At 69.9% G+C, this 17,541-nt stretch carries 18 protein-coding genes and 1 pseudogene; 7 read left to right on the top strand and 12 right to left on the bottom strand.

Going from position 1 to position 17,541, the window contains the following annotated elements; genetic code table 11:
* Positions 1-4 precede the first annotated feature (4 nt).
* From BLW47_RS01790 to BLW47_RS01770, 5 genes are all read right to left on the bottom strand, one after another.
* On the bottom strand, positions 5-640 hold the full coding sequence (locus BLW47_RS01790; protein ID WP_425435334.1) for a Maf family protein: 636 nt from the start codon (positions 638-640) through the stop codon (positions 5-7).
* A gap of 35 nt (positions 641-675) precedes the next feature.
* Positions 676-1,785 carry a type VII secretion-associated serine protease mycosin gene (gene mycP, locus BLW47_RS01785; RefSeq protein ID WP_245736276.1) on the bottom strand — a complete coding sequence of 370 codons (1,110 nt, stop codon included), beginning with the start codon at positions 1,783-1,785 and terminating at the stop codon, positions 676-678.
* Positions 1,786-1,796: 11 nt separating this feature from the next.
* Positions 1,797-3,197, bottom strand: a complete 1,401-nt coding sequence (locus BLW47_RS24570) for a hypothetical protein (RefSeq protein ID WP_139307133.1) — start codon at positions 3,195-3,197, stop codon at positions 1,797-1,799.
* Positions 3,197-3,649: a hypothetical protein gene (locus BLW47_RS01775; RefSeq protein ID WP_091550532.1), complete on the bottom strand. Its 453-nt coding sequence runs from the start codon at positions 3,647-3,649 to the stop codon at positions 3,197-3,199. Before BLW47_RS01775 ends, BLW47_RS24570 begins: the two co-directional genes overlap by 1 nt.
* 82 nt (positions 3,650-3,731) lie before the next feature.
* Positions 3,732-3,944 carry an acyl-CoA carboxylase subunit epsilon gene (locus BLW47_RS01770; RefSeq protein WP_091550529.1) on the bottom strand — a complete coding sequence of 71 codons (213 nt, stop codon included), beginning with the start codon at positions 3,942-3,944 and terminating at the stop codon, positions 3,732-3,734.
* A 133-nt stretch (positions 3,945-4,077) separates the two neighbouring features.
* Between BLW47_RS01770 and BLW47_RS25985 the strand changes: the two are divergent.
* Both BLW47_RS25985 and BLW47_RS01760 read left to right on the top strand, forming a co-directional pair.
* A pseudogene (locus BLW47_RS25985) lies at positions 4,078-5,082 on the top strand (serine/threonine-protein kinase); the annotation flags it as partial.
* A 1,466-nt stretch (positions 5,083-6,548) separates the two neighbouring features.
* Positions 6,549-6,788, top strand: a complete 240-nt coding sequence (locus BLW47_RS01760) for a hypothetical protein (protein WP_245736272.1) — start codon at positions 6,549-6,551, stop codon at positions 6,786-6,788.
* A 90-nt stretch (positions 6,789-6,878) separates the two neighbouring features.
* Here the strand turns inward: BLW47_RS01760 and BLW47_RS01755 are convergent, their stop codons facing one another.
* Positions 6,879-7,103 carry a hypothetical protein gene (locus BLW47_RS01755; RefSeq protein WP_091550523.1) on the bottom strand — a complete coding sequence of 75 codons (225 nt, stop codon included), beginning with the start codon at positions 7,101-7,103 and terminating at the stop codon, positions 6,879-6,881.
* Between the two features lie 432 nt (positions 7,104-7,535).
* Here BLW47_RS01755 and BLW47_RS01745 point away from each other — a divergent pair, with 432 nt between their 5' ends.
* Positions 7,536-7,757: a winged helix-turn-helix domain-containing protein gene (locus BLW47_RS01745; RefSeq protein ID WP_091550519.1), complete on the top strand. Its 222-nt coding sequence runs from the start codon at positions 7,536-7,538 to the stop codon at positions 7,755-7,757.
* 248 nt (positions 7,758-8,005) lie between these two features.
* Here BLW47_RS01745 and BLW47_RS01740 read toward each other — a convergent pair whose 3' ends face one another.
* On the bottom strand, positions 8,006-8,563 hold the full coding sequence (locus BLW47_RS01740; protein ID WP_091552356.1) for a Uma2 family endonuclease: 558 nt from the start codon (positions 8,561-8,563) through the stop codon (positions 8,006-8,008).
* Between the two features lie 103 nt (positions 8,564-8,666).
* Here BLW47_RS01740 and BLW47_RS01735 point away from each other — a divergent pair, with 103 nt between their 5' ends.
* Positions 8,667-9,401: a M50 family metallopeptidase gene (locus tag BLW47_RS01735; RefSeq protein WP_245736270.1), complete on the top strand. Its 735-nt coding sequence runs from the start codon at positions 8,667-8,669 to the stop codon at positions 9,399-9,401.
* 40 nt (positions 9,402-9,441) lie between these two features.
* Here the strand turns inward: BLW47_RS01735 and BLW47_RS01730 are convergent, their stop codons facing one another.
* Positions 9,442-11,034, bottom strand: coding sequence for an acyl-CoA carboxylase subunit beta (locus BLW47_RS01730; RefSeq protein ID WP_175543466.1), 1,593 nt, complete (start codon positions 11,032-11,034; stop codon positions 9,442-9,444).
* 84 nt (positions 11,035-11,118) lie between these two features.
* Here BLW47_RS01730 and BLW47_RS01725 point away from each other — a divergent pair, with 84 nt between their 5' ends.
* Both BLW47_RS01725 and BLW47_RS01720 read left to right on the top strand, forming a co-directional pair.
* Positions 11,119-11,985: a biotin--[acetyl-CoA-carboxylase] ligase gene (locus BLW47_RS01725; RefSeq protein WP_091550515.1), complete on the top strand. Its 867-nt coding sequence runs from the start codon at positions 11,119-11,121 to the stop codon at positions 11,983-11,985.
* A 137-nt stretch (positions 11,986-12,122) separates the two neighbouring features.
* A complete protein-coding gene (locus BLW47_RS01720) occupies positions 12,123-12,692 on the top strand; it encodes a PH domain-containing protein (RefSeq protein WP_091550513.1) in 570 nt (189 codons plus the stop codon).
* Between the two features lie 10 nt (positions 12,693-12,702).
* Here the strand turns inward: BLW47_RS01720 and BLW47_RS01715 are convergent, their stop codons facing one another.
* From BLW47_RS01715 to BLW47_RS01700, 4 genes are all read right to left on the bottom strand, one after another.
* The gene (locus BLW47_RS01715; RefSeq protein WP_217634765.1) at positions 12,703-13,185 is read right to left on the bottom strand and encodes a MaoC/PaaZ C-terminal domain-containing protein; all 483 of its coding nucleotides are present in this window, start codon (positions 13,183-13,185) and stop codon (positions 12,703-12,705) included.
* A 10-nt stretch (positions 13,186-13,195) separates the two neighbouring features.
* Positions 13,196-13,846 (bottom strand): GtrA family protein, encoded by a 651-nt coding sequence (locus BLW47_RS01710; RefSeq protein WP_091550511.1) that lies wholly within the window; start codon positions 13,844-13,846, stop codon positions 13,196-13,198.
* A 70-nt stretch (positions 13,847-13,916) separates the two neighbouring features.
* Positions 13,917-14,456, bottom strand: a complete 540-nt coding sequence (locus BLW47_RS01705; protein WP_091550509.1) for a GtrA family protein — start codon at positions 14,454-14,456, stop codon at positions 13,917-13,919.
* Positions 14,457-14,533: 77 nt separating this feature from the next.
* Positions 14,534-15,157, bottom strand: a complete 624-nt coding sequence (locus tag BLW47_RS01700) for an RNA polymerase sigma factor (RefSeq protein ID WP_091550507.1) — start codon at positions 15,155-15,157, stop codon at positions 14,534-14,536.
* Between the two features lie 380 nt (positions 15,158-15,537).
* Here BLW47_RS01700 and BLW47_RS01695 point away from each other — a divergent pair, with 380 nt between their 5' ends.
* On the top strand, positions 15,538-17,373 hold the full coding sequence (locus BLW47_RS01695; protein WP_091552349.1) for a phosphoenolpyruvate carboxykinase (GTP): 1,836 nt from the start codon (positions 15,538-15,540) through the stop codon (positions 17,371-17,373).
* Positions 17,374-17,541: the final 168 nt, after the last annotated feature.

Raw genomic sequence — 17,541 nt, 5'->3', positions numbered from 1 at the left:
GACGTTAGTCCTCATCGACGTCCGTGTCCCACAGGTCGGTGATGTCTCGGTCGAGTCGACCGAGCAGCCGGCGCAGCAGCGGCAGCGACAACCCGACCACCGTCCCCGGGTCGCCCTCGACGCGCTCCACGAACGGCCCACCCAGCCCGTCGATCGTGAACGCGCCGGCCACATGCAGCGGCTCGCCGGTGTTGACGTACGCCTCAATCTCCGCGTCGGTGATGTCCGCGAAATGCACCGTCGTCGACGCGACCGCCTCGGCGCGGCCGTCGCCCGACACGTCGATCAGGCAGTGCCCGGTGTGCAGCACCCCGGAACGGCCCCGCATGTCCCGCCAGCGCGTCCGCGCCTCGTCCGCATCCGCCGGCTTGCCGAGAATCTCCCCACCGAACGCCAGCACCGAGTCGCAGCCCAACACCACCAGGTCGCGCCCGCTGGTCGCCTCCGGCCGCAGCCGGTGCGCCACCGCCTCCGCCTTCAGCTGTGCCAGCGTCAGGCAGAGAGTCTCCGCGTCCGGGGCCTCCACGACCGACTCGTCCACGCCGCTGACCAGCACCTCCGGATTGATGCCGGCCGCCTGCAGGCTCTTGCGCCGCGCCGGGCTCGCCGACGCGAGCACCAGCCGGAACGGATTAGACATACGCACGATCGATCACGCTACCGGTCGCGCCGGCGTCATGTGCCCTGGCGACGGCGAGAGCGTACGACCAGCAAGGTGATCACAACGCCGATGACAATCAGCGCACCGAGGGTGATCAGCAGGGTGGTCGTCTTGCTACCGGATACGTGGGGCATCGGAACGGCCGTCCCGCCAGCCGACGGGGTCGGGGCGGCACTTGCGTTGGCCTCGTCGTCGAGCGGCGGCACGTCGGCGGTCAGCGCCGCGACGAGATCGAGTACGCCGTAGCCGTATTCCGGGTCCCGGCCGGGCGCACCCTTGTCCGTGGCCGTAGCGGTCAGTCGGTGAATCACTTCCTTGGCCGACAGGTCCGGGTACTTGCTCCGAATCAGCGCAACCGCCCCCGACACAATCGCGGTGGCATCCGACGTGCCAGTGCCCTTCCGGTAACGGCCCGCCAACCCCGTGCTGAAAATGTCCTCACCTGGCGCGGTGATAACCATGGCTTTCCCAGTTACGGAGGCCTTGCCCAGTTTCCCGCTGCGATCCGTCGCGCCAACTGCGACAACACCTTCGTACATTGCTGGAAAGCCCACTGCATATGAATCGGGCCGGTTGCCGGCGCCCGCGACGACGACGATGTCTGCCGCGATGGCCGCTGTCACGGCGCGACCCAGCCTTGCAGACGAGCCGCCGGACCACGAGATGCTTATTACCTTTGCGCCATGGCTAACCGCCCATTCAATGCCCGCAGCCAGGCTGTCGCCATAGTTTTCGTTGATCCTCCCGGTTCTCGCATACCGAACCGGGAGGATCTTGGCCTTTGGTGCGATGCCTAGAGCCCCATCGCTAGCGTTGCGGCCGTGCGCGGCGATTAATCCCGCCATTCCCGTGCCGTGTCCGTCCTGATCTTCTCGTCCATCACTGGAGCCACCCGTTGTTAGGTCAACTCCAGGTAGAACGTTATTTCGAAGGTCAAGATGGGCTGTCACGCCAGTGTCGATAACTGCAACGGTGACCCCCTCGCCCTGACTTATTTGATGAGCGTCGGCGACTTTCAACGATTCAAGATGCCATTGATTGTTCCGGATCTGGTCCGCCTGGGCTGGCGCGGCCGGTGCAAGCGTGACGGCGGCGACGCAGAAAAGCGCCGCAGTCGTCGTCAATGAGCGAAACTTCACCGATCGAAGCCGATTGCAGGACCTGGGTCGATCCGGGTCGTTTCTCGGGACGGCCGTACTACAGCGGTCACGCCTTCGTCGGTCTCCCACGGATTGTCCGGGTCCCATCGTTGACTCTGCTTAGCGTCGTCGCTCTGTCTTGCGCTGTTGCGGCGGTGTGTCGAAGGGGTGCCGTGTGTAGGGAAAGCCTGTCCTGATCGACTCTCGTGCGCGGAGAAGGGTCGGCCGGTGCCCGGTTGCATGGGCGCGCCGAAGCCGTGGCCGCCGATGACTCCGCCCACTGGATTTACCCGGCGGGCGGCCTGCGGCGGCACCCCGTGCTGTCCTAGACCAGCGACCGGAGTGCCACCGATGAGTCCGCCGGGAGGCATTGCTCGGGGCATCCCGTTGGCGACGCCGCCGCCCGGTTTCGTGTTATGGCCGACTCCGGGAATTGTCGTTCCGCGATTCTGGGGAGGCGTCAGCGGTGACGTTGATCCGATCTTGCCCCCTGGAGCGCCGGGGCCGATCGGCGCAGTGGGCGGGAGCATGACGCCGGGGGCCGGCGCGGGAGTCGGTGTGATCACCGGAGGCGCGATGGGCGGCGTCGCCGGCGGGGGCGGCGTCGTGACGGGGCTCGCGCCGCCGAGGACCGGGCCGACCGAGGAGGGCGGCTGCGTAACAACCACTTGGGCCGGCGTAGGCGCGGGGGCGTGCGATAACGGAGCCGACGGTCCCGGACCCGGGATCGGCACGACTGGCGGAATCGGGGGCGGAGGAAGTGCTCCGCCTCCCGCATATGCATCACCGCCGTGCGTATCTACAGCGCGACCTCCTGAGATCGGGACCGGTTGCCTGAGCTGCATCTTTGCTTCGACGAGGGAACTGCTCAGCGAGTACATGATCGACCGAGCTCGGTTGTTCAGCCGCTCCAGGTCCGCGTCCGTTACCGGCGGATCTCCCAGTGCCACACCGGGCAGCTGAGACGATCTCTCGAACTCGACCCGCTCCTCGTACTCCTGCTTCTGCTGCTGCTTCTGGACGTACTCGTCGTAGATCTTCTTCAGGTCGTACCGCGACGTGTAGATCGCACTGCTGGCCGTGCTCAACGCACGGTGGTTGGTGACCGCGATCTCGTACGTCTCCTTGACGTGGATGATCAGGTTGTTCAGCCGGTCGATGAAGGCCCTGGAGGCCTCACTCTTCTCCGGGGGCCACGCCGCCGCGAGATTGTCGCGGTACTCCTCCAACCGCCAGAGGTGCTGCGAGGTCAGTTCGCAGGCCTTCTTCCAGCCGGCGACGTTCCGGTAGTAGTTGGTCGTCTCCTGGTTTTCCAACAGCGCCCACATACCGGGCACCTGCTTCTCGAACCAGTTGGTCGTGCCCGCGTAGCCGCCGCCACCGTCCGCGATGTGCATCAGGACGCCTCCGGACCGGTCGTGATTTCCGGTGCCGGCATCGTGGTCGATGGCGGTGCGGGCACCGAGCCGTCGGGGCTGGGGGCGAGAGCGCTTTCGACATCGCGTACGCGCGCGGCAGAGAAGGCGTCGCTTCCGCGGTACCGCTCGCTGATCTCTGTCGCTGCGGTTGCGAAGCGGCCCGTCGCGTTCTGGTAGTCCCAGACCGTGTTGCTGAGATTGCTCTGCGCGCTGTTGTGCGTCACGACGAAGGCCGACAACTCCTGGAACGCGGCGTACGGACTGGGGATCTCGGCCTGCATGTCCTCGTACAAGGACTGCGCGTGGGGGCCGTAGTTCTCGCGGACCTCGGCGTCCAGCCTCGCCGCGAACTCTTCCATCTTCGTGATGTCGGCTTCGATGTCCCCGTAGTCGCGCAGCCAGGCTGGCGGACGGTCTTCCTCCGGCAGCATCGCCCCTCCCCAGGCAGCCCACAACCCCGTACGACGGTGAGGCTAGCGAATCAGTGCGACATGTTGCAGCCCCCGTAGGGCGTCAACGGGGCAGGCCGGAGGCGCGCCAGGCGCCGGGGCCGGGGTGGTTGGCGGCGCTGGCGGGGCGGGCGCTGCGCGCCCATGCGGACGGCGTGGGCCGGGGTGGCGCGGCGACCGGCGCGGAGCGCGCCACGAGCACGCCGACGAGGGCGGCCAACTCCTCGGCGGTCGGGGTGCCGCGGACAACCCGGAACGACGGGTCTGCGTCAGACATACGAAGAGAGTACGACGCGCCGGGCCGACGGAAGGTTGCACCGACTCGCCGGCACCGACGGCAATGACGCACGCCTCACAGTGGCACATGCCCGCGAGTGTGACGCTGGGCGCAGACGGGTAGGTTTTGCGAGATGTCCACAGCGCACACGCAACTCGTCGCCGACCGTTACCGGCTCGTGCAGCCGCTCGGTCAGGGCGGCATGGGTCGTGTGTGGAAGGCGCGCGACGAGGTGCTGCACCGCGACGTGGCCATCAAGGAACTGGTGCCGCCGCCGGGGCTGACCGCGGACGAGCGGCGTGAGATGCGGGAGCGGTCGCTGCGGGAGGCGCGCGCGATCGCCCGGCTCAACAACATCAACGTGGTCCGCGTCTTCGACGTGCTGCGCACCGACGCGGATCCGTGGATCGTCATGGAGTACGTGCCGTCGCGTTCGCTGCAGGACGTGCTGGCGAAGGATGGTCCGGTGTCGTCGGCGCGGGCGGTCGAGATCGGCCTGGGTGTGTTGGGCGCGTTGCGCGCGGCGCACCGCTCGGGTGTGATGCACCGCGACGTCAAGCCGGGCAACGTGTTGCTCGGCGACGATGGCCGCGTCGTACTCACCGACTTCGGCCTGGCCACCGTGCCCGGCGATCCCAACGTGACCCGCACCGGCCTGGTGCTCGGGTCGCCGGCCTACATCGCGCCGGAGCGCGCCCGGACCGGCAGTGCCGGTCCCGAGGCGGACATGTGGTCGCTCGGCGCGACGCTGTACGCGGCCGTCGAGGGGCAGTCGCCGTACGCGCGGCCGTCGGCGATCGGGACGCTCGCCGCGCTCGCGACCGAGCCCCCGCCGCCGGCGAAGCACGCAGGTCCGCTCAAGCCGGTCCTCAGTGGACTCTTGCGCAAGGATCCGGCTCTTCGGATGAAGGCGGACGAGGCGGAGCGGTTGTTGCGGCGCGCGTCCGGCAAACGGCCGCGCGTGACGAGGTCACTGCTTGACGGGGTACGCCGACCGAGTCCGCTGGGCAAGCCGCGCGAGCCGCGCACTCCGCTGCTCCCGGTGCAGCGCCCGCCCGCCGAGGTCTCCGAGGTAGCGCCGGTGTCGCCGCCGCCGATGGCGGCGCTGGTGACGCCGCCACCGCCGTTGGCTCCGCCGGAATTGCCCTCGCCGGAGTTGCCCTCGCCGGAGTTGCCCTCGCCGGAGTTGCCCCCCACGTTGACGGATGCGCCGCCCGTCGCGTCGGACGCGGCCGCCGCGACGGCGCCGGCGCCCGAGTCGGCGCCGGACACCCCGGAGCCGGAGCGCGCGGCAGAGCGCGCCACGGAGCCGACGCGCGCGGCGGACGCGGAGCCCCCGACCGCCGTCGTGCCCCCGACCGACGCGCCCGCGGCTGAGGCGTCGTCGGTGCCCACGATCATTACCCCGGACGGTGGATCGGAATCATCGGAGAAGCCGGCTGCCGACGAGGACGCGGCGTCCGGTACCGGCCCGGTCGACGCGGCGTCGAAGACCCCGACCACCGCTGACGACGCGCGCTCCGCTGACGAGGCGCCCGCCGCCGAAGGCTCGGCCGGAGACGCACGCGACGGTTCGGCCGCGGATTCGTCCGAAGAGGCACGCGACGATGCCGCCGCGAGTTCGGCTGATGAGTCGCGCGACCGTGCCGCCGGGAGCTCGGTTGACGAGTCGCGCGACGATGCCGCCACCGGTGGGGCTGGCGCCGCCGCCATCGGGGAGGCCGCACCGGCACGCAGCGCTGTCGACGCGTCCGGGTCGGGTGCCCAGCAGTCGCCGCCCAAGGCTGTTGCCGTCGCGGCGGTTCCCCGTACCTCCGGGTCGGTCGCGGTCCGGACGGGCCTCCGGCGCGACAAGCGGATCCTCGGCGCCGCCGCCGCGGTCGTCGCGCTGCTGGTCCTGGCCGTAGTGGTGGTCCTGTCGTCGCGGAGCGACGACGAGGGCGGGCAACGGGCCGGGGGAACGTCCGCTGCCACGCCGACCGGCGCGGCCAGCGCTCCGGCGCCGCAGGCTTCCGCGACGTCCCGGCCGAGCCCGACCGCGGCGGCCCCGAGCGCCGCGCAGCCGACCGCGCAGCCGACCGGCGCGCCGGAGTTCGTGCTGCCGGCCGGCTGGCGGATGCACCGGGACCCCACCGGCTTCGCCGTGCCGATCCGGGACGGGTGGCAGGTGAGCCGGGACGCCGACGGGCGGGTCATCTTCGTCGACCCCAGCGGTGGCCGGATGTTGATGATCGACCAGACGGACTCGCCGCAGCCCGATCCGGTGGCGGACTGGAAGTCGAAGGAAGACTACCGGCGCTCGACGGAACGCGATTACCAGCGCGTCGGACAGATCCGCGCCGTGGACTACGGCGTGAAGGCAGCCGACTGGGAGTGGCTGCACACCGGCGACAACGGCACGCGGATGCACGTCCGCAACCGTGGCTTCATCGCCGCGAAGGACAAGGCGTACGCGCTCTACTGGGAGACCCCCGAGTCGACGTGGCGGCAGAGCCTCGCCGACTACGACGTGATCGCCCGCGGGTTCAAACCCGTTCGGGGGAAGGCGGCATGACCTTCTCGTAGCAGGGGTAGTAAACCCCGTACGACGGAAGGAGGTGCGACTTGAGTCCTCGACTGCAAACGGCGAAACCGAAGCTGGCGCTCTGGATGCTGGTGGCGGTGGCCGACGTGGTCCTGCTCGTGGCGAGTGTGGGCCTCGCGACGCTGCTGCTGGCGATCGCTGGAGTCGCCACCGTGGCCGTCGCCGCGGCTGGTGCCTTCCTGTTGCTGCGCCGTGGCGTACCCGAACGTCGGGTGCCTGCTCGGGTCGTGGTCCCGGCCTCGACCCGGCGCAGGATGTGACCCCGGTGTAGAAACGCGAATGCGAGGGCGGCAGCCGGACCAGTTATCGACGTCGGACGTGATAACCGATCCCGCTGCCGCCGCCGCGCGTCAGGCCACCCGCGCCGCCACCCGGGCGGCGAAGGCCGCGATGAGTTCGGCGAGCCGCCGTGCGGCGTCGGCGTCGTGGGCGGTGACGTGGTCGGAGGCGAGCACCAGACACAGTTCGGTGCCACCGGCCTCGATGGCCAGGATGGGGGGCGCGTCCCGCTCGGTCTCCACCCAGCCGTCGAGTCCGGGCGTGAGCGTGACGGTGACCTGCACGGTGGGCGGCATTCAGCACGACCCCGGCTCGCGGTTGTTTCGGCGTACGAGGTCGGCCACGTCCTGCCGGTCGTGATTCAACACCGCGGTACGGGCCTCCAGGTAGGGCGGGCATGGCCAGCGCCCGCGGCAGTGCACGCAGCGGACGATGTGTAGTAGCCGCCAGAGGGGCGACGGCTGGTGTCGCTCGATGATGAGCATCGCGCGGTCGCGCTCCACATCTCACCTCCGGACCAGAGGGGTGGCGCGACGGCCCGCGGGCACACGGGGAGAGCGAGCCGCCGCGCGGAGAGCCGATCCTCGGCTGCGGACCAGGGAATCGACGTAGTTGAACCTAGCGCAGCATTATGCATAAGGCAACACATGGTGTAGCCAGGTGTTTCCTGAAGCTTGTAGTTCGAGGTCGCCCCGTGATCAGATGGGTCCGCGGACCAGGGAGATGCGGTGGCGACCTCAAAGACTCAGAAGATCATCGACGACATCAAGGCGCAGATCGAGTCAGGTGAACTGCGTCCCGGCGATCAGTTGCCGAGCACGACCGAGCTGCGGCAGCAGTATTCGGTGTCGATCACAGTCGTCCGTGGAGCGATCAACTGGCTGAAGGCGACTGGGCTGATCGAGGGTGTGCCGGGCGTTGGCGTGTTCGTCGCCGAGCGGAACAGCTGACTCGGCGGGTCACTCGCAGGGTGTGGGTGCATCTGTTGCTGCTATAGCGACAACAGATGCACCCAAACCCCGCGGGGCTGCGTGAACCAACGCGTCGGCGTCGACCTTTGCTCTGCTTACCTCAGGAATCACCCGCCGTCCGAACAGCGGACGGCGGGTGTTTCCCATACGTAAGCAGAGCAAAGGGAGCCGAACACGAATACGAACACGAACACGAACACGAACACGGGAGAGAACGACGACCGCCGCTACCTGGACTGCAGCGACGACAGGTCAATCTCCATCGGGAAGGGAGCTGCCATCCGCAGTGTTTCCCCGGACTTGGCCACCGCGTGCTCGACGTAATGCCCCCCGTCAAGGCGGAGCAGCCGCAGGCTGAGGGTGGCGTCGTCGGGCTCGACCAGGAGGTACCACGGGATGCGGGCGATCGCGTAGAGCTGCATCTTCACGACGCGGTCGGCGGCGGCGTTGCTGGGCGACACGATCTCCGCGACGAGACGAACTTCGCCTGCCTCGACCACTGCTCCCTCGTCATCCGTATCCGCGACGACGAGGTCGGGAATCGCGATGCGGTCGGTGCGTAGCCGGACGTTGACGGCCTCGAACACCGACAGGCCCAGGGGCGAGGCCGAACTCTCGATCGCGTTCGCGAGGCGACGTGACAGATGCTGATGGCGCTTGCTCGGCGCAGGGCTCACGATCAGGCTCCCGTCGAGGAGTTCGATCCGGTTGGGAGTCTCCCCGAGGGCGAAATATTCGGCTTCCGTCCAAGGGCCGATATGCGGCTCAAGCGGCAGAACGGTCACGCTGTTCACCTCCTGCCGTCGACGCCACGGTCCGAGTCTTCCACACCAAACGGCGAGATCAGCAGAGATGCGGACCCGGGCACGTGGGCTAGGCTCGCTCGCTGTGTCGATCGATGGGCTGACTGAACTGTGGGACCGGCTCTTCGGGGTGCAGCCGGACCCGCCCCCGCTGCTCGTGCTGTTCACCGCGGCGCTGGCTCTGCTCGTCGTCGCGGCCCGGGTGCCGTGGCGGATCGCCCGTAACGCCATCACGATCGCGCACGAGGGCGGACACGCGCTGGTCGCGCTGCTCACCGGGCGCAAGCTGCGCGGCATCCGGCTGCACTCGGACACCTCCGGGCTGACGCTCTCGGCGGGCCGGCCGACCGGGCCGGGCATGGTCTTCACGCTGCTCGCCGGCTACATCGCGCCGTCCCTGATCGGGCTCGCCGGTGCGTGGCTGCTCAGCGGCAACCGGATCACCCTGCTGCTGTGGATCGCCGTGGCGCTGCTGCTCGCCATGCTGGTGATGATCCGCAACTTCTTCGGCATCGTGTCGATCGTGGTCACCACGGCGATCGTTTTCGGGGTGTCGTGGTTCGCGCCGCCGGAGGTGCAGGCGGCGTTCGCGTACACCGGGGTGTGGTTCCTGCTGCTGGGCGGGGTGCGGCCCGTGGGTGAGCTGCAGACCCTGCGCTGGCGGGGGCAGCAGCCGGAGTCGGACGCGGACCAGTTGGCGCGGCTCACCCGGGTGCCCGGCCTGTTCTGGGTCGGCCTCTTCGGGCTGATCACCGTGGCGGCGCTCGGCGCCGGCGCGGGGCTGCTCGCCGTTCCGCTCGTCGACGGCCTAACGCGGTAGCGCCAGGATCCGGGGGAGTTCGAGCGGCTGATCCCCGTGGCTAGAGCGGAATGTTGCCGTGCTTCTTCGGCGGCAGTGTCTCCCGCTTCGTCCGCAGCATCCGCAGGCCGCGCACGACCTGACTGCGCGTCTCGGCCGGGGCGATCACCGAGTCGACGTAGCCGCGCTCGGCCGCGACGTACGGGTTCGCGAGCGTGTCCTCGTACTCCTGGATCTTCTGCGCGCGCACCACGGCCGGGTCATCGGCGGCGGCGAGCTCGGCGCGGTAGAGGATGTTGACCGCGCCCTGGGCGCCCATCACCGCGATCTGCGCGGTCGGCCAGGCGAAGTTCAGGTCGGCGCCGAGGTGCTTGGAGCCCATCACGTCGTACGCCCCGCCGTAGGCCTTCCGCGTGATCACCGTGACCTTCGGGACGGTCGCCTCGGCGTACGCGTAGATCAGCTTCGCGCCGCGCCGGATGATGCCGTCCCACTCCTGGCCGGTGCCGGGCAGGAAGCCGGGGACGTCGACGAAGGTGAGCACCGGCAGGTTGAAGGCGTCGCAGGTGCGCACGAAGCGGGCCGCCTTCTCCGAGGCGGCAATGTCGAGGGTGCCGGCGAAGTGCATCGGCTGGTTGGCGACCACGCCCACCGGGCGGCCCTCGACCCGGCCGAAGCCGACGATGATGTTCTGCGCGTAGAGCGGCTGGACCTCCAGGAACTCCCCGTCGTCCAGGACGTGCTCGATCACCCGGTGCATGTCGTACGGCTGGTTCGCCGAGTCCGGGATCAGCGTGTCCAGCTCCCGGTCCTCATCGGTCACGTCCAGCACCGCGTCCGCCTCGTAGACCGGCGGCTCGTCGAGGTTGTTGCTCGGCAGGTACGACAACAGCGCCTTGACGTACTCGATCGCGTCTTCCTCGTCGCTGGCGAGGTAGTGCGCGTTGCCGCTCTTCGTGTTGTGGGTGCGCGCCCCGCCCAGCTCCTCGAAGCCGACGTCCTCGCCGGTCACCGTCTTGATCACGTCGGGGCCGGTGATGAACATGTGCGAGGTCTGGTCGACCATCACGGTGAAGTCGGTGACCGCGGGGGAGTAGACCGCGCCACCCGCGCAGGGGCCCATGACCAGCGAGATCTGCGGGATCACGCCGGAGGCGCGGACATTGCGAAAGAAGATCTCGCCGTAGAGGCCGAGGCTGACCACGCCCTCCTGGATGCGGGCGCCGCCGGAGTCGTTGATGCCGACGACCGGGCAGCCGGTCTTCATCGCCAGGTCCATCAGCTTGACGATCTTCTCGCCGAAGACCTCGCCGAGCGATCCGCCGAAGACCGTGAAGTCCTGCGCGAAGACGCAGACCTGGCGCCCGTCGACGGTGCCGTAGCCGGTCACCACGCCGTCGCCGTACGGGCGGTTCTTCTCCAGCCCGAAATTGGTCGACCGGTGCCGGGCCAGCTCGTCGAGCTCGACGAACGAGCCCTCGTCGAGCAGCAGCTCGATCCGCTCACGGGCGGTCTTCTTGCCCCGGGCGTGCTGCTTCTCGACCGCGCGCGCCGAACCGGCGTGCACCGCCTCGTCGACCCGCCGCTCCAGGTCCGCCAGCTTGCCGGCGGTGGTGTGGATGTTGATCTCGGCCGCGCTCCGCTGTGCAGTCACGCCAGGATCGTAACGATGGTTCAGTCGGGTGCGGATGCCGCCGGGTGTGGATTTCCCCTCAATTCCGGGCCGTAGGCTGACCGGATGCCGGGGTCGCCGTACACCGATCTGGACCGTCCACCGCTCAACCCGCGCAACCTGCAGCGCGCGCTGATCACACCGGACGGTCTGTGGACGCGCCTGGACGTGCGGCGCGAAACCGCATCGACCAATGCGGACGCCGCCGAGGCGGCGCGGGCGGGCGAGCCCGAGGGGCTGATCGTGGTGGCCGAGCGGCAGTCGGCCGGCCGGGGACGGCTGGGCCGGACCTGGACGTCGCCGCCGCGGGCCGGAATCGCGACCAGCGTCCTGCTTCGGCCCGGAGCGGCCGCGCCGGACCGCGGCTGGCGGCCGGTGTCCCCCACCGGGTACGGCTGGCTGCCGCTGCTGGCGGGCGTCGCGCTCGTCGAGGCGGTGTCCCGGCTGGCCGAGCTGCCCGCCGAGCTGAAGTGGCCGAACGATCTGCTGGTGAACGGGGCGAAGTGCGCCGGGATCCTCGCCGAGGCGGTGCCGAACGGCGACGTGCCCGCGGTCGTGCTGGGCATCGGGCTCAACGTCACGCTCCGCGCCGACGAGCTGCCGCGCAACCCCACCGGGCTGCCCGCCACCTCGCTGCAGCTCGCCGGGGCGGTGGCCACGGATCGGGATCCGCTGCTGCGGGCGCTGCTGCGCGGGATCGAGCGCTGGTACGGGCGGTGGCGTGCGGCCGGTGGCGACGCCCGGGCGTCCGGGCTGCGCGAGGCGTACATGGAGCACTGCGGCACCCTCGGCCGCGACGTGCGCGCCATCCTCCCCTCCGGCGAGGAACTGACGGGGCTGGCGACGGCGGTGGACCCGGACGGCCGCCTGGTGATCGAGGCCGGCGGCGCCGGCCACCCCATCGCCGCCGCCGACATCCTCCACCTCCGCTGACCTCCTTTCCGCGCATAACGGGAGGACGCGACGTGTGGGTGCCGGCGTGGGGGGCGGGGAGCCAGTACGGTCAGCGCTGATCGAATCGATCCGCCGGCCGGACGCCACCGGCCGGACCGGGCCAAGAGGAGGCTGGCGTGGCTTTCCCCGAGGACGTGCTCACCGCCGACGAGCACGTCGAGTTGCACCTGCACCCGCACTGGAAGGCGATGGTCCGGCCGGTCGCCGTGGTGATCCTCGCCCTGGCCGCGGTGGTGGCCGGCTTCGTGCTGCTGCCCCAGACCAACGCCGGCACCATCGGGCTGTACGCGATCGCGGCGGTCGCGCTGCTCGTCATGCTCTGGCTGAGCCTCTGGCCGTTCCTGGTCTGGCGCACCACGCACTACGTCTTCACGAACGAGCGCGTGCTGCTGCAGCACGGGGTGCTCTCGCGGGACCGCCGGGACATTCCGCTCGGCCGGGTCAACGACCACTCGATGAGCCAGCGGTTCATCGAGCGACTGCTCGGCTGCGGCACCCTGACGATCGAGTCCGCCGGCGAACGCGGACAGTCGGTGCTGACCGACATCCCGCGTGTGGAACGGGTGCAGACCATGCTCTACGAGCTGATCGAGGCGAACCACGACAAGCACACCCTCGGCGACGACGAGATGCGCGAGATCATGCAGGAGGTGCGGGACGGCGCGCCGCGCGCCGAGCGCGCGTAGCGGCACAGCGCTACTCGCGCAGCGCGAACCACCCGCGGAACCTCGTCCGCAGGACCTCCCGCTCGGGGCGGTCCTGCGCGTCGAGGCGGGTCATCGTCCCGCCGAGCGTCACCGCGCCGAACCCCTGCCGCACCGTCGAGCCCGTCGCGCCGAGCACCGTCAGCCGCGCCGCGAGCCGGTCCCCGGCGTGCACCGGCGCGAGCCACCGGACCTCGTCCATGCCGGGAGAGGCGTCCGTGGCCGCCCGCGCCAGCACGTGGTCGACGTACGCCCGCATGAACAGGCCGAGGATGAACAGGCCGCTCGCGACCGGGGGTTCGGGGCGGCCCCGCCGCCCCGGCGCGGCGGGCAGGTGCGGTGGTTGCGGGTCGAAACGTCGGGCGAACGCCAGCATCTCCGCCTCGTCCACCGCCGTGACGCCCAGATCGAAGGCGTGACCGGGCGTCAGGTCCTCGAAGAACAGCTCGGGTTGGGAGCCCGTTCCGGACCGCACCGGCGTGGCGTCAGCGCGCGGCCGGGCGGCGGCTGGCGATCTCGACCTCCAGCTCGACGTCGATCGGGTCCGCGAGGTCGGCCGTCAGCCGGTCGAAGTCGCGCTGCGACGGCGGCCGCGCGGGCTCCTCCGACGCCTCCTCGAACTCGGTGACGGCCTCGGCGAGCTCGGCCACCGGGTCCAGCTCCGCGAGGACGTCGCCGTCGTCGGTCTTCGCAGCGGCGGGCGGCGCCAGCCGGAAGACGAAGGTCCGGTACGCCCAGAACCGGAACGCCGTGCCGAAGACGAGCCCGATGGTCTTGACGATGTTCAGCGCGAGCAGGCTCTCCACGCCGAAGCCGTACTTCGCGATCGCCAGCACGCCCAGCTCGATGAGCAGACCGGTCGCGTTGAAGAGGAAGAACAGGGTGTACTCGCGGCGCACCGCCGACTTCGGCCGGTCCCGGTACGTCCAGTGCCGGTTCATGAAGTACGACGAGACGGTCGCGACCAACGTGGCGATCACGGTCGCCTTCAGCTGGCCGTCGGCGAAGACCGTCAGCGCGAGCGCGTTGAACACTGCGTAGTTGACGACGGTGTTGATGCCGCCCACAGCGCCGAACTTGAGCGCCTCGTGCAACAGCTTCTGCCAACGTTCCGGTAGCAGGTGGACAAGACGCATTCGGACACCATACGGCAGTCGGACGATCGATACGTGACAACCTGAACCGGGTGGGGGCGACGTCACGCCCCTAGTGACTCTTCGTGATGGAGGAGGACGCCGCGCGTGTGGGGGCCCCGACGAAGACGAACCGTCGGTAGGCCCAGAACCGGAACAGGGTGCCGAGCGCGACGCCGACGACGTTCGCGGAGATGTTGTCGGCGAGCGCCGTGCGGAACGCGCCGGGCCAGATGCCGCCCAGTCCGTAGTGGCTGACCGCCACGCAGGCCAGCCCGATGCCGAGCCCGACCGCGTTGAAGAAGAAATAGAGGCCGTACTCGCGGGCCAGCCCGGAGCGCTCCCGCTGCCGCCACGTCCAGAACCGGTTGCCGACGAACGCGATCGTCGCGGCGACCGTGGTCGACAGCGTCTTCGCGGCCAGCACCTCCATGCCGAGTGCGAGCCGGAAGACGTTGAAGAGCGCGATATCGACGATGAACGACACCCCGCCGACCGCGCCGAACTTGCCCACCTCGTGGACGAGGTGGCCGAACCGGTCGCGGAGGGCGTGCAGCAGCCGGTGCCTCGAACCAGAGGACACGGGTGGCTCGCCGGTGGCGGTCGCAGGCACGACGTCGAGCGTACCGGCTATGTCGGACCGGGATCGGCCGCTCGGACGACTGTGAAGAACCTGTCGGTCTGCGGGGATCAGCCGTCCAGTTGGCCCCGCCGCAGCGGACGCCGGCACGTCGCGGCGTGTCGGCGTACGTCGCCGGCGTCGCGGGCGCGCTCCTGCAGGTACATCTGGCGCAGCCCGGCGCGGGCCCGGAACGCGAGCGCGGCCACGGCGTTGGGGGTGAGCCCCAGCCGGGGCGCGAGCAGGGTGAGGGGCTCGCCCTCGACGGCGGTGTGCCAGAGCACCTCCCGCCAGCGCTCCGGCAGCTGCGCGAACGCCCGCGCGGCGTAGGCGCGCTCCATCTGGTCGATCACCGTGTCGTCGAAGGGCACGCCGGACTCGTACCGGGTGAGGTCGTCGGTGAGTTCCAGCCGGCGCTCGTGTCGCAGCCGGTCGTACCGGATGTGTCGCAGGGTCGTGCAGAGGTACGCCCGGAAGGCCAACTGCGGGCCGCGGCCGGCGCGAAGCGTCGCGAACACCTTCGCGAAGGTCTCCGCCACGAGATCCTCCGCGTCGGCCGTGTCGCTCACGAGCGCGTACGCGAGCCCGCGCGCCGCCCCGGCATGCCGCAGATACAGCTCCTCGTAGGCGCCGGTGTCCCCGGCGCGAACCGCGTCGAGCAGATCCGTGTCGCTCAGGTCGATCTGGGTGGGCACGGGCCGCCTCCAGGGCGTGGGGGAGGATGTGGCTTTTAGGCCGTAAAGCCCCTTTCGCGCTACCTTATGGCACCTGGCGGGGAGACGGAAGGGGTGCGTCCGACGAATAGATCAACGCCCGGAAACCGTGATCGGCAACGGCCCCGAGTGATCTATCTGAAACATTTGCGCGAAAGTGCGCGCCGCGGCGGGGAAAAACTCGCGTTACTGCAGGCAGGCCGGACCTTGTGCAGTTCTTCACAACCGCTCCCGATGTCCTGAACGGTGCATCGGTTTACGCTGAGCCAAACCCCCAGGATTTCGTACAGGCGCGGCGTCAATCGCCCGCCGATGCTGCGTATCCGTTGAACCGGGTCAACGTCGACCACAAGGAGAAAGTCATGACTGCTCCGGCCACCGTCCGCGGCCCCGCGGACGCACCGACGTCCCATCCGAAGCTGCTGTCCTGGGTCAACGAGGTCGCCGAGCTGACGACGCCGGACCGGATCGTCTGGGTCGACGGCTCCGAGGCCGAGTGGCACCGGCTCACCGACGAACTCGTCGACGCCGGCACCCTGGTCCGGCTGGACCCGGAGCGCAAGCCCAACTCCTTCTGGGCCCGCACCGACCCCACGGACGTCGCCCGCGTCGAGGAGCGCACCTTCATCTGCTCGGTCGACCCCGCCGACGCCGGCCCCACCAACAACTGGATGGCGCCGGCCGAGATGAAGCGCACCATGACCGAGCTCTACCGGGGATGCATGCGCGGCCGCACCATGTACGTGATCCCGTTCTGCATGGGACCGCTCGAGGCCGAGGACCCGATGTTCGGCGTCGAGATCACCGACAGCGCGTACGTGGTCGCCTCGATGCGCGTCATGACCCGGATGGGCGCGACGGTGCTGGCGGCGATGGGGAACGACGCGGACTTCGTCCCCGCCCTGCACTCGATCGGCGCGCCGCTCGAGCCCGGCCAGGCGGACGTGCCGTGGCCGTGCAGCCGGACCAAGTACATCTCGCACTTCCCCGAGACCCGCGAGATCTGGTCGTACGGCTCCGGCTACGGCGGCAACTCCCTGCTCGGCAAGAAGTGCTACTCGCTGCGGATCGCGAGCGTGATGGCCCGCGACGAGGGCTGGCTCGCCGAGCACATGCTGATCATGAAGCTGACCTCGCCCGAGGGGCAGGTGCGCTACATCGCCGGCGCCTTCCCGTCCGCGTGCGGCAAGACCAACCTCGCGATGCTCGAGCCCACCATCCCGGGCTGGAAGGTCGAGACGATCGGCGACGACATCGCGTGGATGCGGTTCGGCGAGGACGGCCGGCTCTACGCGGTCAACCCCGAGTACGGCCTCTTCGGCGTCGCGCCGGGCACCGACTGGAAGACCAACCCCAACGCGATGCGCACCCTCGACCGCGGCAACTCGGTCTTCACGAACGTCGCGCTCACCGACGACGGGGACATCTGGTGGGAGGGGATGGGTGAACCGCCGGCCCACCTGACCGACTGGAAGGGCAACGACTGGACGCCCGACAGCGACCAGCCCTCGTCGCACCCGAACAGCCGCTTCTGCACCCCGATCACCCAGTGCCCGATCCTCGCCGACGAGTACCACGACCCGAAGGGCGTGCCGATCGACGCGATCCTGTTCGGCGGGCGGCGCAAGACGACGATCCCGCTGGTCACCGAGGCACGCGACTGGGTGCACGGCGTGTACATGGGGGCCACGCTGTCGTCCGAGACGACCGCCGCGGCCGCGGGCCAGGTCGGTGTGGTGCGCCGCGACCCGATGGCGATGCTGCCGTTCATCGGCTACCACGCCGGCGACTACTTCCGGCACTGGATCGAGATGGGCAAGGGCGTCGACGGTGACGCCGCGAAGCTGCCGAAGGTCTTCTACGTCAACTGGTTCCGCCGGGACGCCGACGGCGGCTTCCTGTGGCCGGGCTTCGGCGAGAACTCGCGTGTCCTGAAGTGGATCGTCGAGCGGCTCGACGGGCGCGGCGCGGCGGTCGAGACCCCGGTCGGGTTCGTACCCACCGCCGACGCGCTCGACCTGACCGGCCTGGACGTCACGCGCGAGCAGATCGAGGCCGCGCTGCGGGTCGACGCCGACGAATGGAAGGCCGAGATTCCGCAGATCACCGAGTGGTTCGAGAAGTTCGGTGACAAGCTGCCGGGCGTGCTCTGGGCCGAGCTGGACGCGCTGAAGGCGCGGCTCGACGCCGAGCGCTGACCCGACCCGCGACGGCGGTCCTGCGTTCCGCGCTGGGCCGCCGTCGTGTTCTACGGGTAACGTTGGGGCGGTATCCGCCGCGCGCCGTCGGTGGGGGTGAGCCGCTCGCCCACGGGCCGGTTCGTGCTTCGTCGGTAGCCGATAGCGGTCGCGTCGGCCCGGTCGCTA

The organism is Micromonospora pattaloongensis (assembly GCF_900107255.1).
Classification (GTDB): domain Bacteria; phylum Actinomycetota; class Actinomycetes; order Mycobacteriales; family Micromonosporaceae; genus Micromonospora_I; species Micromonospora_I pattaloongensis.
Note: the sequence above shows the minus strand (reverse complement) of the source record. Positions and strands in the feature narration are given on the sequence as shown.